General features: G+C 66.3%; 13 protein-coding genes. 9 read left to right on the top strand and 4 right to left on the bottom strand.

Translation table 11 applies throughout. The annotated features are described in order from the left end of the window. Window positions 1-43 precede the first annotated feature (43 nt). Window positions 44-2671, bottom strand: coding sequence for a DNA mismatch repair protein MutS (mutS, locus tag AC11WY_RS04150; RefSeq protein ID WP_482922915.1), 2628 nt, complete (start codon window positions 2669-2671; stop codon window positions 44-46). 152 nt (window positions 2672-2823) lie between these two features. Here mutS and AC11WY_RS04145 point away from each other — a divergent pair, with 152 nt between their 5' ends. Genes AC11WY_RS04145 through AC11WY_RS04135 form a run of 3 tightly spaced genes read left to right on the top strand, consistent with a single transcriptional unit; the run spans window position 2824 to window position 5384 of the window. Next, window positions 2824-3702 carry a ribokinase gene (locus tag AC11WY_RS04145; RefSeq protein WP_482922833.1) on the top strand — a complete coding sequence of 293 codons (879 nt, stop codon included), beginning with the start codon at window positions 2824-2826 and terminating at the stop codon, window positions 3700-3702. A 9-nt stretch (window positions 3703-3711) separates the two neighbouring features. Continuing rightward, entirely contained in the window at window positions 3712-4617 is a 906-nt protein-coding gene (locus AC11WY_RS04140) for a D-amino acid aminotransferase (protein ID WP_482922831.1), read from the top strand. Further along, window positions 4617-5384 carry a sulfotransferase-like domain-containing protein gene (locus AC11WY_RS04135; protein ID WP_482922829.1) on the top strand — a complete coding sequence of 256 codons (768 nt, stop codon included), beginning with the start codon at window positions 4617-4619 and terminating at the stop codon, window positions 5382-5384. The genes AC11WY_RS04140 and AC11WY_RS04135 overlap by 1 nt, the downstream gene beginning before the upstream one ends. 5 nt (window positions 5385-5389) lie before the next feature. On the opposite strand, the gene AC11WY_RS04130 is transcribed toward AC11WY_RS04135, so the two are convergent. Beyond that, window positions 5390-6613: an argininosuccinate synthase gene (locus AC11WY_RS04130; protein ID WP_482922827.1), complete on the bottom strand. Its 1224-nt coding sequence runs from the start codon at window positions 6611-6613 to the stop codon at window positions 5390-5392. Between the two features lie 117 nt (window positions 6614-6730). Here AC11WY_RS04130 and ilvA point away from each other — a divergent pair, with 117 nt between their 5' ends. Beyond that, complete coding sequence (gene ilvA / locus AC11WY_RS04125; RefSeq protein ID WP_482922913.1) at window positions 6731-7978, top strand: threonine ammonia-lyase IlvA; 1248 nt, start codon at window positions 6731-6733, stop codon at window positions 7976-7978. Here the strand turns inward: ilvA and AC11WY_RS04120 are convergent. Further along, window positions 7975-8313, bottom strand: coding sequence for an Hpt domain-containing protein (locus AC11WY_RS04120; protein ID WP_482922825.1), 339 nt, complete (start codon window positions 8311-8313; stop codon window positions 7975-7977). The two genes, ilvA and AC11WY_RS04120, sit on opposite strands and share 4 nt — an antisense overlap. 168 nt (window positions 8314-8481) lie before the next feature. Between AC11WY_RS04120 and AC11WY_RS04115 the strand changes: the two genes are divergently transcribed. Continuing rightward, entirely contained in the window at window positions 8482-9759 is a 1278-nt protein-coding gene (locus tag AC11WY_RS04115) for a PP2C family protein-serine/threonine phosphatase (protein ID WP_482922823.1), read from the top strand. Here the strand turns inward: AC11WY_RS04115 and AC11WY_RS04110 are convergent. Further along, window positions 9756-10190 (bottom strand): NUDIX hydrolase, encoded by a 435-nt coding sequence (locus AC11WY_RS04110; RefSeq protein ID WP_482922821.1) that lies wholly within the window; start codon window positions 10188-10190, stop codon window positions 9756-9758. The two genes, AC11WY_RS04115 and AC11WY_RS04110, sit on opposite strands and share 4 nt — an antisense overlap. Window positions 10191-10266: 76 nt before the next feature. Between AC11WY_RS04110 and hslO the strand changes: the two genes are divergently transcribed. From hslO to AC11WY_RS04090, 4 genes are read left to right on the top strand one after another with little or no spacing between them, the layout of a single operon-like run. Beyond that, a complete protein-coding gene (gene hslO / locus AC11WY_RS04105; protein WP_482922819.1) occupies window positions 10267-11268 on the top strand; it encodes an Hsp33 family molecular chaperone HslO in 1002 nt (333 codons plus the stop codon). Continuing rightward, window positions 11237-11854 carry a CoA pyrophosphatase gene (locus tag AC11WY_RS04100; RefSeq protein WP_482922817.1) on the top strand — a complete coding sequence of 206 codons (618 nt, stop codon included), beginning with the start codon at window positions 11237-11239 and terminating at the stop codon, window positions 11852-11854. The genes hslO and AC11WY_RS04100 overlap by 32 nt, the downstream gene beginning before the upstream one ends. Continuing rightward, entirely contained in the window at window positions 11851-12993 is a 1143-nt protein-coding gene (locus AC11WY_RS04095) for a CCA tRNA nucleotidyltransferase (protein ID WP_482922815.1), read from the top strand. Before AC11WY_RS04100 ends, AC11WY_RS04095 begins: the two co-directional genes overlap by 4 nt. Before the next feature lie 51 nt (window positions 12994-13044). Continuing rightward, window positions 13045-13641 carry a LysE family translocator gene (locus AC11WY_RS04090; protein ID WP_482922813.1) on the top strand — a complete coding sequence of 199 codons (597 nt, stop codon included), beginning with the start codon at window positions 13045-13047 and terminating at the stop codon, window positions 13639-13641. Window positions 13642-13644: the final 3 nt, after the last annotated feature.

Genomic DNA, 13644 nt, shown 5'->3' with positions numbered 1-13644 from the left:
AGGGGCCGGGATACTTGAGGACCGAAAGGTTAGGGCGCCAGGCTCATATGTTTGGCGTCAGGAGGCCGCGCAGGTCGTAGATCAGGCGCAGCGCCTCCATCGGTGTGAGGTCGTCGGGGTGGATGGCTGACAGCCGCGCCTCGACCACCGACAGCTTGGTCACAGAGGGCGCGCGCGGCGTGGACGCCGAGGCGGCGAAGAGCGGCAGATCCTCTATCAGCGCCCGTCGACGGGTGCCGCCCTCGCGTTCACCCTTTTCCAGCGCCTCCAGCACCACGCGCGCCCGGGCGACCACCGACTCCGGCAGCCCGGCCAGCCGTGCCACCTGCACGCCATAGGAACGGTCGGCCGCGCCCTTGCGCACCTCATGCAGGAAGATCACGTCGCCCTGCCACTCGCGCACCGTCACGGTGGCGTTCTCCACCCCCGCCAGCCGCCCGGCGAGCGTCGTCATCTCATGGTAATGCGTGGCGAAAAGGGCCCGGCAACGGTTCACGTCATGGAGGTGTTCCAGCGTCGCCCAGGCGATGGAGAGGCCGTCATAGGTCGCCGTCCCGCGGCCGATCTCGTCGAGGATCACCAGCGCGCGGTCGTCGGCCTGGTTCAGGATCGCCGCCGTCTCGACCATCTCGACCATGAAGGTTGATCGCCCCCGAGCAAGATCATCGGCCGCGCCAACCCGGCTGAAGATCTGGCTGACAAGGCCGACATGGGCGGAGAGGGCAGGGACATAGCTGCCCGCCTGCGCCAACAGGGCGATCAGCGCATTCTGGCGCAGAAAGGTCGATTTCCCCGCCATGTTCGGCCCGGTCAGCAGCCAGATCGCAGGTGTGCCGCCCTCCGTCAGCGCGCAATCGTTGGCCACAAAGGGCGCTCCGCCCTGACGCCGCAGCGCCCGTTCCACCACCGGATGGCGACCGCCGATCACGTGGAAGGCGTGGCTGTCGTCCACCCTGGGCTCCACCCAGTCCTCGGCGGCAGCAAGATCGGCGAGTGCCGCCGCCAGGTCGATCTCGGCCAACCCGCGCGCGGCCTCGGCGATGGCGGGCGCCACGTCCAGAATGGAGCCCTTCAGGCCGTCATGGAGCCGCTTTTCAATATCCAGCGCATGGGCCCCTGCATTCAGGATACGGGTTTCCATCTCGCTCAGTTCCAGCGTGGTGAAGCGGACCTGATTGGCGGTGGTCTGGCGGTGGATGAAGCGCGCCGACAGGGGGGGTGCCAGCATCCGTTCGGCGTGAGTGGCGGTCGTCTCGATGAAGTACCCCAGCACGTTGTTGTGCTTGATCTTGAGGCCTAGAACCCCGGTTTCGCCGGCATACTCGGCCTGCATCCGCGCAATCACCCCGCGCCCCTCGTCGCGAAGGGCCCGAGTCTCGTCCAGTTCTGTGTCATACCCCGATGCGATGAAGCCGCCATCGCGAGCCAGCAGGGGCGGTTCGGCGACCAGCGCCGCCTCGAGCAGGCCGATAAGCCGCTCGTGTCCGACCAGAGCCCGCGCTGCTTCGGTCAGAAGCGCAGCCTCCGACCCCGCCAGTCGCCCGGCAATCCGTGCGGCCTGACCCAGCCCGTTGCGGATTGCCGCCAGATCGCGCGGGCCGCCCCGGTCGAGCGCGATGCGCGACAGCGCGCGGTCAATGTCGGGAACGTGGCGCAGATCGTCCCGCAGGGCGCCCGCCAATGGTCTCTGTTCCAGCAGAAATCGCACCGCGGCCTGCCTGCGGTGAATCTCCGACAGATCGCGCGACGGCGCACCGAGCCGACGCTCCAGCAACCGTCCGCCCGCCGCCGTCAGCGTTCGATCCACAGCCGCCAGAAGCGACCCCTCGCGCTCGCCAGAAAGGGTCGCGGTGATCTCGAGATTGCGCCGGGTTGCCGCATCAATCTGGACGCGGCCCTGTGCGGCGTCCTTCACTGGCGGGCGCAATAGGGGTAGCTTGCCGCGCTGGGTCAGCTCCAGATAGGCCACCAGGCCACCCAGCGCCGCCAGTTCCGCCCGCCCGAAACCGCCAAAGGCATCAAGGCTAGCCACCTGCCACAGCGCGCATAGCCGCTTTTCCGCCCCTGCGCTGTCCAGACTCGCCCGCGCCAAAGGCGTTATCGCCGCTCCCGAATCAGACACCAGTTCGGCCAGATCGTGTTCGCGCACCTCACTGACCAGCACTTCGCGCGGAGAAAGGCGGGCCAGTTCCGGCCCCAGCCGCACCAGCGGGCAGGGCGCCACCATTACCTCGCCGGTCGAGACATCCACCCATGCCAATGCCGCCTCATCCCGCACTTCGGCGAAGGCCGCCAGATAGTTGTGCCGCCGCGCCTCGAGCAGGCTCTCCTCGGTCAGCGTGCCGGGGGTGACCAGTCGGACGACCTCGCGCCGCACGACCGATTTCGATCCGCGCTTCTTGGCTTCGGCCGGGTCTTCCATCTGCTCGGCGACGGCGACGCGAAAACCCTTGCGGATCAGCGTCAGCAGATAGCCTTCGGCGGCGAAGACCGGCACGCCGCACATGGCGATATCTTCGCCCAGATGCTTGCCGCGCTTGGTCAGGGCGATATCCAGCGCCTCGGACGCCGCGACGGCATCGTCAAAGAACATCTCGTAGAAATCGCCCATCCGATAGAACAAGAGCGCGTCGGGGTATTGCGCCTTCGTCGCCAGAAACTGCGCCATCATCGGCGTCACGTTTGCATCGTTCTCGGCCAAATCCACCCCCCGGACAAGGCCCGACCCTACAAAACCACCCCTGCGCGGGAAAGCGCGAAATCAGCAACTGTTGCGAGGCGGCTGCCCAACGCGCTACACCTGCGACACGACAGGGGGGTGTGATGGCAATCTGGAATCTGGGGTCGATCAACATCGACCACATCTACCGCGTGCCGCATCTGCCCATGCCGGGCGAAACGCTGGCGGCGCTGAGTTATGCGACGGGCCTTGGCGGCAAAGGCGCCAACCAGTCGGTTGCGGCTGCGCGCGCCGGGGCACGGGTCTGTCACATCGGCGCGGTGGGGGCCGAGGGCGGCTGGGCGCTTCGCAAACTCAAGGCTTTCGGCGTCGATCTGGCGCATGTGGCTGAAGTCGCGGCTGCCACGGGCCATGCGATCATCAACGTCGATCCGCAGGCCGAGAATGCGATCGTCATCCACGCCGGGGCGAACGCGGCCTTGACCCCGGCGCAAGTCAGCGGCGCGATGACTCTTTCGACCACTGCAGATACGGTCTTGCTGCAAAACGAGACCAACCTTCAGGCGGAAACGGCAACCGCGGCGGCTGCGCGCGGATTGCGCGTGATCTACTCCGCGGCACCGTTCAGCGTTGCGGCCGTGCAGGCCGTGCTCGCCCATGTCAGCCTTCTGGTGATGAACGAAGGGGAGGCGGCGTCGCTGGTTGCAGCACTGGGCCAGCGGCTTGAGGCGTTGCCAGTCGAGGGCGTCATCGTCACCAAGGGCTCGCGCGGGGCGGAATGGATTTCGGCCGGCGCAGAGACGATTTTCCAACCCTCCTTCCCGGTGACGCCGGTCGACACCACGGGCGCGGGCGATTGCTTCATCGGCTCGCTCGCGGCAGCGCTCGACCGGAACGAGCCGCGCGCCGCCGCGATGCGTTTTGCCGCCGGGGCCGCCGCACTGCAAGTGACCCGCCCCGGCGCGGCCGAGGCAATGCCGACCCGCGCCGAAGTCGAGGCTTTCCTTGCCACCCAACCCTAAGGCAACAGCATGACCCATGTGACGACCCACCAAGCCGAGGAAGATGCTCGCAACGACGCGATCCTGATCCACGTCAATGGTCGCATCGTGCCGAAGGCCGAGGCACTGATCAGTGTCTATGACAGCGGATTCATGCTGGGTGATGGCGTGTGGGAGGGGTTGCGCCTCTACCACGGCCGTTTTGCCTTCCTCGATGAGCACCTCGACCGGCTTTTTGAGGCCGCCAAGGCCATCGACCTTGATATCGGCCGCAGCAAGGCCGAGATCGCGCAGGCGCTGGACGACCTGAGACTCGCCAACGGGATGGAGCATGACGCCCACGCCCGCCTGATGGTCACGCGCGGGGTGAAGCACCGGCCGTTCCAGCACCCATCACTGTCACGCTCGGGCCCGACCATCGTGATCATTCTCGAACACTCGATGCCGAAACTCCGGCGTCCGATCCGGCTGGCGACCGTTCCGCAGATTCGTGGCCTGCCGATGAGCCAGGATCCCAAACTCAACAGCCACTCCAAGCTGAACTGCATCCTTGCCTGCATCGCCGCCGAAAAGGCCGGGGCGGACGAGGCATTGATGCTTGACGTGCATGGTTTCGTGAACACGACCAACGCCTGCAACTTCTTCATCGTCCGAAAAGGGCAGGTTTGGACCTCGACCGGTGATTACTGCATGAACGGGATCACGCGCCAGAAGGTCATCGACCTCTGCCGCGCGAACGACATCCCGGTCTTTGAGCGGAACTTCTCACTGGTCGAAACCTATGGCGCCGACGAGGCGTTCCTGACCGGCACCTTCGGTGCGCAGACGGCGGTCGGGGTGATCGACGGGCGGGTGATCGGCACGGGCGAAGTCGGGCCGGTGACGGAGCGGCTTCGGAGCCTCTACAAGGCGCTGATCGCGGTGGAGTGCGCCTGATGCGTATTGCCATGTGGTCCGGCCCCCGGAACCTGTCCACGGCGATGATGTATGCCTTCGCGCAGCGGGCCGATTGCGCTGTGTGGGATGAACCGTTCTACGCCGCCTATCTGGCGGCGACCGGCATCGACCACCCGATGCGCCATGCGGTAATCGCGGCGGGCGAGGCCGATCCGGGTCGGGTGGCTGCCGACTGTGCAGGGCCGATTCCGCAGGGAAAGAGCCTGTTTTACCAAAAACACATGACGCTCCACATGATCCGCGGGTTCGAGCGGTCCTTCATGCGGGCGTGCGAGAATGTCTTCCTGATCCGCCACCCGGCGCGCGTTGTGGCGAGCTATGCGAAAAAACGCGAGGCGCCGACGCTGGTGGACATCGGTTTTGTCCAGCAGGCGGACCTGTTCGACGAGGTGGCGGGCTGGTCCGGCCGTGCCCCGCTGGTGATCGACAGCGCCGATATCCGCGCCGATCCGGCCGGGGCGCTGGGTCGGCTTTGCGCCGCGCTGAGGATCGCGTTCGACCCGGCGATGCTGTCCTGGCCCGCCGGGCCGAAGCCCTACGACGGCATCTGGGCCTCGCACTGGTATGGCGCGGTGCATGGCTCGACCGGGTTCGAGGGGGCGGAGGAGCCGTTGCCGGACCTGTCCCCGGCCTTTGCGGCGCTCGCGGCCGAGGCGCTGCCCTTCTACGAGCGACTGAGGGCGCACAGCTTGCAGGGAAAAGGGGCCGACCGCGGCCGATCCCTTCCGAGAACCTTCGCAGAATAGATGCCCTACTTGAACCGCGCATTCCGCGTGGCGATCAGCTTCAGCCGCAGCGCGTTCAACTTGATGAACCCCGCCGCATCCTTCTGGTCGTAGGCGCCCGCGTCCTCCTCGAAGGTCACATGCTTCTCGGAGTAAAGCGAGTGCTCCGACCAGCGCGCCACCGTGCGGGCCAGCCCCTTGTAAAGCTTCACGCGCACCGTGCCGGTCACATGTTCCTGCGATTTGTCGATCAGCGCCTGCAACATTTCGCGCTCGGGCGAGAACCAGAACCCGTTGTAGATCAGTTCGGCATAGCGCGGCATAATCGAATCCTTCAGATGCCCCGCGCCCGAATCGAGGGTGATCTGCTCGATGCCCCGGTGCGCCTCCAGCAGGATCGTGCCGCCCGGAGTCTCATAGACCCCGCGCGACTTCATGCCGACGAAGCGGTTCTCGACCAGATCAAGCCGCCCCACGCCATGCTTGCCACCGAGTTCGTTCAGCCGGGTGAGAATCGTGGCCGGGCTCAACCGGTCGCCGTTGATCGCCACCGCGTCGCCCTTTTCGAAGGTAACCTCCACCATCTCGGGCGTGTCGGGCGCCTTCTCGGGGTCCACGGTGCGCTGATACACATAATCGGGCGCCTCATTGCCCGGGTTTTCCAGCGCCTTGCCCTCGGACGAGGTGTGCAGCAGGTTCGCATCGACCGAGAAGGGCGCCTCGCCACGCTTGTCCTTGGAGATCGGGATCTGGTTCGCCTCGGCGAATTCCAGCAACCTCGTGCGGCTGGTCAGATCCCATTCGCGCCAGGGCGCGATCACCCGGATAGCCGGGTTCAGCGCATAGGCCGACAGCTCGAACCGGACCTGATCGTTGCCCTTGCCGGTTGCGCCATGCGCTACGGCATCGGCCCCGGTTTCCTCGGCGATCCGCACCAGATGCTTGGAAATCAGCGGGCGCGCGATCGAGGTGCCCAGCAGATAGAGCCCCTCGTAAAGCGCATTGGCGCGGAACATCGGGAACACGAAGTCGCGCACGAACTCCTCGCGCACATCGACGATGTGGATGTTTTCCGGCTTGATACCCAGAAGGATCGCCTTTTCCCGCGCCGGGTCAAGCTCTTCGCCCTGGCCGAGGTCGGCGGTGAAGGTCACCACCTCGCAGCCGTATTCGGTCTGCAGCCACTTGAGGATGATCGAGGTATCGAGCCCCCCGGAATAGGCAAGCACCACTTTCTTCGGCGCGGACATCGAAACCTCCAGCATTTCAGGGCGACTGCGCGCGATTATCCCGTTTCCCCCCCGAGGGCAAGAATGCCGCGCCGCTTGACGCTTGCGTTTCGGGCGCTGCCGGGCGAGTTCTTTCGCATGACCGAATTCACCAGGGCCGCCGAGGCCGCCACCGAGGCGCTGCGCGCGCTGTTTCACGCGACGCCCCTGCAGCGCAACGACCACCTGTCGCAGCGCTATGGGGCCGAGATCCTGCTGAAGCGGGAAGACCTGAGCCCGGTGCGCAGTTACAAGATCCGCGGCGCCGTGAACGCGATGCGCAAGGTTCTGGCCCGCGATCCGGGGCAGCGGCAATTCGTCTGCGCCAGTGCGGGCAACCATGCGCAGGGCGTGGCCTACGCCTGCCGCCACTTCGGGGTGAAGGGCACGATCTTCATGCCGGTGACAACGCCGCAGCAGAAGATCGAGAAGACGCGGACCTTTGGCGGTGACAGCATCGATATCCGGTTGATCGGCGATTATTTCGACCAGTCGCTGGCTTCGGCGCAGGCCTATTGTGCCAGCGTCGGCGGCCATTTCCTGTCGCCCTTCGATGATCCCGACGTGATCGAGGGCCAGGCCTCGGTGGCGGTGGAACTGCTCGCCCAGCTTGGTCGCGCGCCCGATCTGGTGATCCTTCCCGTCGGCGGCGGCGGCTTGTCGGCCGGGGTCACGGGCTATCTGGGCGAAACCGCGCCCGCCACCGATTTCCGCTTTGTCGAGCCGCTGGGTGGCGCCAGCCTGACGGCGGCACTGTCGGCCGGGCAGCCCGTAACGCTGCCCAGGGTGAACAGTTTCGTCGACGGTGCCGCAGTGGCGCGGATCGGCGAGCGTCCCTTCGACCGGCTGCGCGGGATCGACCCGGCGAAAGTCCTTCTGGCGCCCGAAGACCGCATCTGCGTGACCATGCTCGAAATGCTCAACGTCGAGGGCATCGTGCTGGAACCCGCCGGCGCGCTGTCGGTTGATGTGCTGCCGGAACTTGGCGCCCAGCTTGCGGGCAAGACGGTGGTCTGCATCACCTCGGGCGGCAACTTCGATTTCGAGCGGCTTCCGGAGGTGAAGGAACGGGCACAGCGCTATTCGGGCCTGAAGAAATACTTCATCCTTCGCCTGCCTCAGCGCCCCGGGGCCCTGCGTGACTTCCTCGAGATGCTGAGCCCCGAAGATGACATCGCCCGCTTCGAATACCTCAAGAAATCGGCACGCAATTTCGGCTCGGTTCTGATCGGGATCGAAACCGGCCATGCTGACAATTTTGCGCGTCTGTTCGGTCGGCTGGATGCCGCCGGGTTCGTCTATCGCGACATCACGGGCGACGAGACCCTGGCGGAATTCCTGATCTAGGCGGCCTGTCCGCGTCGCCCTGAAGGCCGCAAACGGGCCAGAAACGCCTGCCGCGACGCCGCGTAAAGCGCTGCGACCGGGGCCCGGTCGATCGGTGTGCCCGCCTCCGCCCGCCGCTCCTCGACCTGGCAGAGCGCGGCAAGGTCGGCAAAGCCAAGGTTCAGCGCGCTTCCTTTCAGGAAGTGCAGATCGGCCTCCAACTGCCGTGGCCGCGCATGGGTGGACAGGCGGCCAAGCACCTCCTCCACCTCTTCGAGGAAGAGGTCGACGACCTCTCCAAAATCCGCCTCGCCGATTTCGGCGCGCAGACAGTCAACCCTGTCCCAATCGATCATCGCGATCCCCGTTTTGCCCAAGACCGCCCCGCACCCGCAGCAACCTTGCGGCTGTTTCACTTAACGGCCGGTAACGGCCTCGGGCATGAATAAACGCAAGTTTAGCATTCATCCGGGCTTAAGGGCTTTGGGCGAATCCTTAGCCGGTACTGTGGAAGGGTCGGGGAATTGAACATTGCCGTGCTGAAGACCTACGATCCGATGCTCACCCGCTCTCCGGTGGCGCCCCGCAACGTGCTGGTGGTTGATGACAGCCGGGCGCAGCGGAAAATCCTCACTGCGTCACTCCTGCGGCGCGGCTATCACGTGATGGAGGCGGGCTCGGGCGAGGACGCGCTGGCGCTTTGCCGCCTGAACCGATTCGACTTCGTGCTCAGCGACTGGATGATGCCCGGCATGTCGGGGCTGGAATTCTGCGCCGCCTTCCGCGCCCTTCCGCGTGACGGCTATGGCTATTTCATCCTTCTGACATCGCGCTCCGAAAAGGGCGAGGCCGCGCGCGGACTGGATGCCGGTGCCGACGATTTCCTCGCCAAGCCGGTCGATTCCGAGGAACTTCACGCCCGCATCACCGCCGGCGAACGAATCCTGCGGATGGAGCGGGAGCTGACCCAAAAGAACCACATGATCGGCGCCACCCTTGCCGAGATGCGAAAGCTCTATGATTCGCTTGATCGCGACCTGATCGAGGCGCGCAAGCTGCAGCAGTCGCTGGTGCCGGTGCGCCACCACGACTTCGGCCGGGCGCAGGTCTCCCTGCTCCTGCAGCCCAGCGGCCATGTTGGCGGCGATCTGGTCGGCGTCTTCCCGATCAACGACCGGCGCGTCGGCCTGTTTGCCATCGACGTCTCCGGGCATGGCGTCGCCTCGGCGATCATGACGGCACGGCTGGCGGGCGTGCTGTCGGGGGCCGCACCCGAACAGAACATCGCGTTGGTCATGGGGCCCGGCGGCCAGCGCGACGGTCGCCCGCCGGAACAGGTGGCCGAGGCGCTGAACCGTCTGCTGCTCGACGACATCCAGACGGAACAATACCTGACGCTGCTTTACGCCGACGTGGACTTGCAGACCGGCGATACGGCGCTCGTGCAGGCCGGACACCCCCACCCCGCGGTGCAGCGGGCGAACGGCACGGTGGAGTTCATTGGGACGGGTGGTCTGCCGGTCGGCTTGATCCCCGGAGCGCGCTATGACCGTGTGACCCTGTCGCTCGCGCCCGGTGACCGGCTCTTGCTGATGTCGGATGGCATGACCGAATGCATGGATGCGCAGGGCGCCCAGCTTGGCGAAGCGGGAATCGCGGAACTTGCCATCGCGAACGCGGGGGTGGGCGGCATGGCCTTTCTCAACAGCATCGTCCGCGGCCTTCACGGCTTCGCCGGCACGCCCGATTTTGCGGACGACGTTTCGGCCGTCCTGCTCGAACGCGGTCCGCTAGCGGGCTAGAGGAGCCCGCGCAGGAACGCCCGGTCGCCCGCGTTTCCCAGTTCGAGGGCCGCGGCTTGCAGCGTCATCCACACGGCCGTGTGCCCCGCCTCCGATGGCGGCCCGAGCCGGAGGACCGGACGGGCAAGGTAGACCGTGCAGAGCTTTTCGGCCCAGAAGTCGTATTCGGGCATGTAGGTGAAGCGGCGGAAGGCCCCCAACCGCCGCTCCACCGCAATGCGCCAGCCGGTCTCTTCGATCACCTCGCGATGCAGCGCGCGAATCGGCTGCTCTCTCGGGTCGATGCCGCCACCGGGCAGCTGGAATTCCGGGATCGGCGCGGCCTGGTGCGTCACCAGAACAGCGTCGCCGTCGCGCAGGATGGCATAAACGCCGGGTCGTCGCCGGTAGCGCCGTCCGGTTTCGACCGGTTCGCCGAATCGTCTGATCATCTGGCCTCCCTTGGTGCCCCGGTTGCCGCGCCTATATTACGGCGGTATGCCAAGACGCATGGCGCAAGGAAACCCCATGACACTCGGATCACGAATCGCCTGGGACGATACCGTCCTGCCATTTCAACTGGACCGCGCCGACATCCGCGGCCGCATCGCCCGCCTGGACGGCGCGCTGGACCGCATTCTGCGGCAGCACGACTACCCCCCCGCGATCGGTGCCCTGGTGGCCGAGGCGGCGCTGCTGACGGCCCTGATCGGGCAGACGATCAAGTTGCGGTGGCGGCTTTCACTGCAAATCCGGGGCGCCGGAGCCGCAAAGCTGATCGCGACCGACTACTACGCCCCCACGGCGGAAGGCGCGCCCTCGCGCATCCGTGCCTATGCGAACTTCGATGCCGATGCGCTGGAGCCGACGACCCGGCCTTTCGATCTGATCGGCGAAGGTTATTTCACCATCATCATCGACCAGGGCCGTGGAATGGTGCCCTATCAGGGGATCACGCCGCTGAACGGCGGCTCGCTTTCAGCCTGCGCAGAGACATATTTCGCCCAGTCGGAACAGTTGCCGACCCGGTTTGCGCTGACCTTCGGCCAATCCTCCGTGCCGGGGGGCAGTTCGGAGTGGCGCGCTGGCGGGGTCATGCTGCAACACATGCCGAAGGCCTCGCCGTTCGCCAAGGGCGAGGGCGGCTCGGGTGCGGGCGGACTGCTGGCACCCACCGACATGCTGGACGGCGAGGATGAAGAAAACTGGCGGCGCGCCAACCTCCTGCTCGATACTGTGGAAGAACTGGAACTGGTTGGGCCGTCCGTGCAGCCGACCGACCTTCTGGTGCGGCTGTTCCACGAAGAGGGGCCGCGTGTCTTCGATCCGCAGCCGGTTGCCTTCGGCTGTTCATGCTCGGCCGACAAGGTGCGCCAGAGCCTGTCGATTTATTCGGCCGACGATATCGCCAGCATGGTGACGCCAGCGGGGATCGTGACCGCCGATTGCCAGTTCTGCGGCGCACATTACGAGTTCGACCCCGCAACCCTTGGGCGTGATGCGGCGGAGGGTGCCGGTGCCATCGCATGACCCCTTCGCCGCGGTCATGCGGGCGCTGTCGCAGTCGGCTGACAGGTCATCCGATTTCGACCTGACTCCGGATTACCGGCCCCCGGTTGGCCGCGTTTTGCGGTCGGCCGCCGTGCTGGTACCCCTGATCGGCGCGCGCGGGGACGAGGTGATCCTGACCAAACGATCCTCGCATCTCAAGCATCATCCGGGGCAGATCGCCTTTCCGGGCGGCAAGGTCGAGGCGTCGGACATCAGCATCGAAGCCGCGGCGCTGCGCGAGGCGCACGAAGAGATCGGCCTCGATCCCGCCCTGGTCGAGGTGCTGGGGCGGCTGCCTTCGCATGAAACGGTGACGAACTTCACGATGACGCCGATCCTGGGTCGGATCAGGGCCGATTTTGCCCCGGTCCTGCAAGACGACGAAGTGGTCGAAGTGTTCCGGGTGCCGCTCGCTCATGTGACCGACCTGACACGCTTTCGGGTGGAGCGGCGACGCTGGCGCGAGGAATGGCGGCATTACTATACGGTGCCTTGGGGCCCATACTACATCTGGGGCGCCACGGCGCGGATCCTTTACGGTCTTGCGCGGCGGATGGCCGAATGAAGATCGGCGGCGACTGGATGGCGCGGGCCGAAACGCAGGCGGTCTGCCGGGCGCTGACCGGGGCCGGGCATCGCGCGCTGTTTGTCGGCGGCTGTGTGCGCAACGCGCTGCTGGGCGAACTGGTGGCGGATGTCGACATCGCGACCGATGCGCGGCCGGAAACCGTGTCTGCATTGGCGGAAGCGGCGGGCCTGAGGGCGGTGCCGACGGGTATCGAACACGGCACCATCACCGTCGTCAGCGGCGGCGCTCCCTATGAGGTGACCACCTTTCGACGCGATGTGGAGACCTTCGGCCGCCATGCGACCGTCGCGTTTTCCGAGGACGTGGCCGAGGATGCGTCGCGTCGCGATTTCACCATGAATGCGATCTACGCCACGCCGGATGGCGAGGTGGTGGACCCGCTTGGCGGTCTGGCGGACCTGCGAGCCAGGCGGCTGCGCTTCGTCGGCGATCCGGTGGCGCGGATCGAAGAGGATTATCTGCGCATCTTGCGGTTCTTTCGCTTCCATGCCTGGTATGCCAATCCGGCGGGCGGGTTCGACGCGGAGGGATTGGCCGCCTGTGCCGCACATTCGGCCGGAATAGACACGCTTTCGCATGAACGGCTGGGCGCCGAAATGCGAAAGCTCCTCGCGGCGCCGGACCCCGCCCCGGCCGTTGCGGCGATGGCCCGCTGCGGGGTTCTGACCCATGTGCTCCCCGGCGCCGATCCGGGTGCCTTGCCGGTGCTGGTCCATCTGGAGGGGGGGCTTCTTCCGCGCTGGCCGCGGCGTCTGGCGGTTCTTGGCGGCAAGGATGTTCAGGCGGCTCTGCGTCTTTCACGGGAAGAGTCGCGCATTCTGGGCCTGATCAGAGACGAAATGGCGTCAACCCGTGGTGCGGGCGAGCTTGGATACCGGTTCGGTGCGCTCGTCGCCACGGATGCGGTGCTGGCACGAGCGGCGCTGATGGGGTCGACCCCGGCCGAGGACTGGCGGGGGCAGGTGGCGACCGGGGCGGCGGCGAAGTTTCCATTGCGCGCGGCCGACCTGATGCCTGCTTACACCGGCACCGCGCTGGGCGCCCGCCTTGCCGAGCTTGAGGCGCGGTGGATCGCCTCGGGGTTCGCCCTTGGGCGTGATGAACTCCTGACTTGACCCGCGCACCGGGCCGCGCCTAGATCGGTCAGCCATCCTGACTGACCGATCATGACCCTTGACGCCTTCCTGACCCTCTTCGCGCTTGCCTTCGCTTCGGCCTGGACGCCAGGACCGAACAACGCGCTGCTGGCGAGTTCCGGGGTGAACTTCGGGCTCCGGCAGACGGTTCCGCACGCGTTGGGGGTCGGCCTCGGGTTTCCGCTGATGGTGTTCATCGTCGGCCTGTTTCTGGGCGAGGCGTTTCAGGCCAGCGCGTTCCTGCGCGAGGTTCTGCGCTACGGTGGCGCGGCCATGCTGCTATGGGTGGCGTGGAAAATCGCAACTTCGGGCGGTTTAGGGTCTTCTGCGGCGTCGGCGCGGCCCTTTCGCTTTCACGAGGCGGCGGCCTTCCAGTGGGTGAACCCGAAAGCCTGGGTGATGGCGATCTCGCTGACGGCGCAGTTCGTCAACCCGGCGCATCCTGTCACCACGGCTCTGATGATCGCCGGGGTGTTTGTCGTGGTGGGCCTTTCATCGGCCTTCGGTTGGGCGGCGCTGGGCAATGTCCTGCGGCGGTTTCTGTCGCAGGGACGGCGGATGCGCGTGTTCGATGCCGTGATGGGCGCCATGATCGCCGTCGGTGTGGTCTACCTCTTCCGGCACTGAGCG

Source organism: Solirhodobacter sp., from assembly GCF_964715405.1.
Note: the sequence above shows the minus strand (reverse complement) of the source record. Positions and strands in the feature narration are given on the sequence as shown.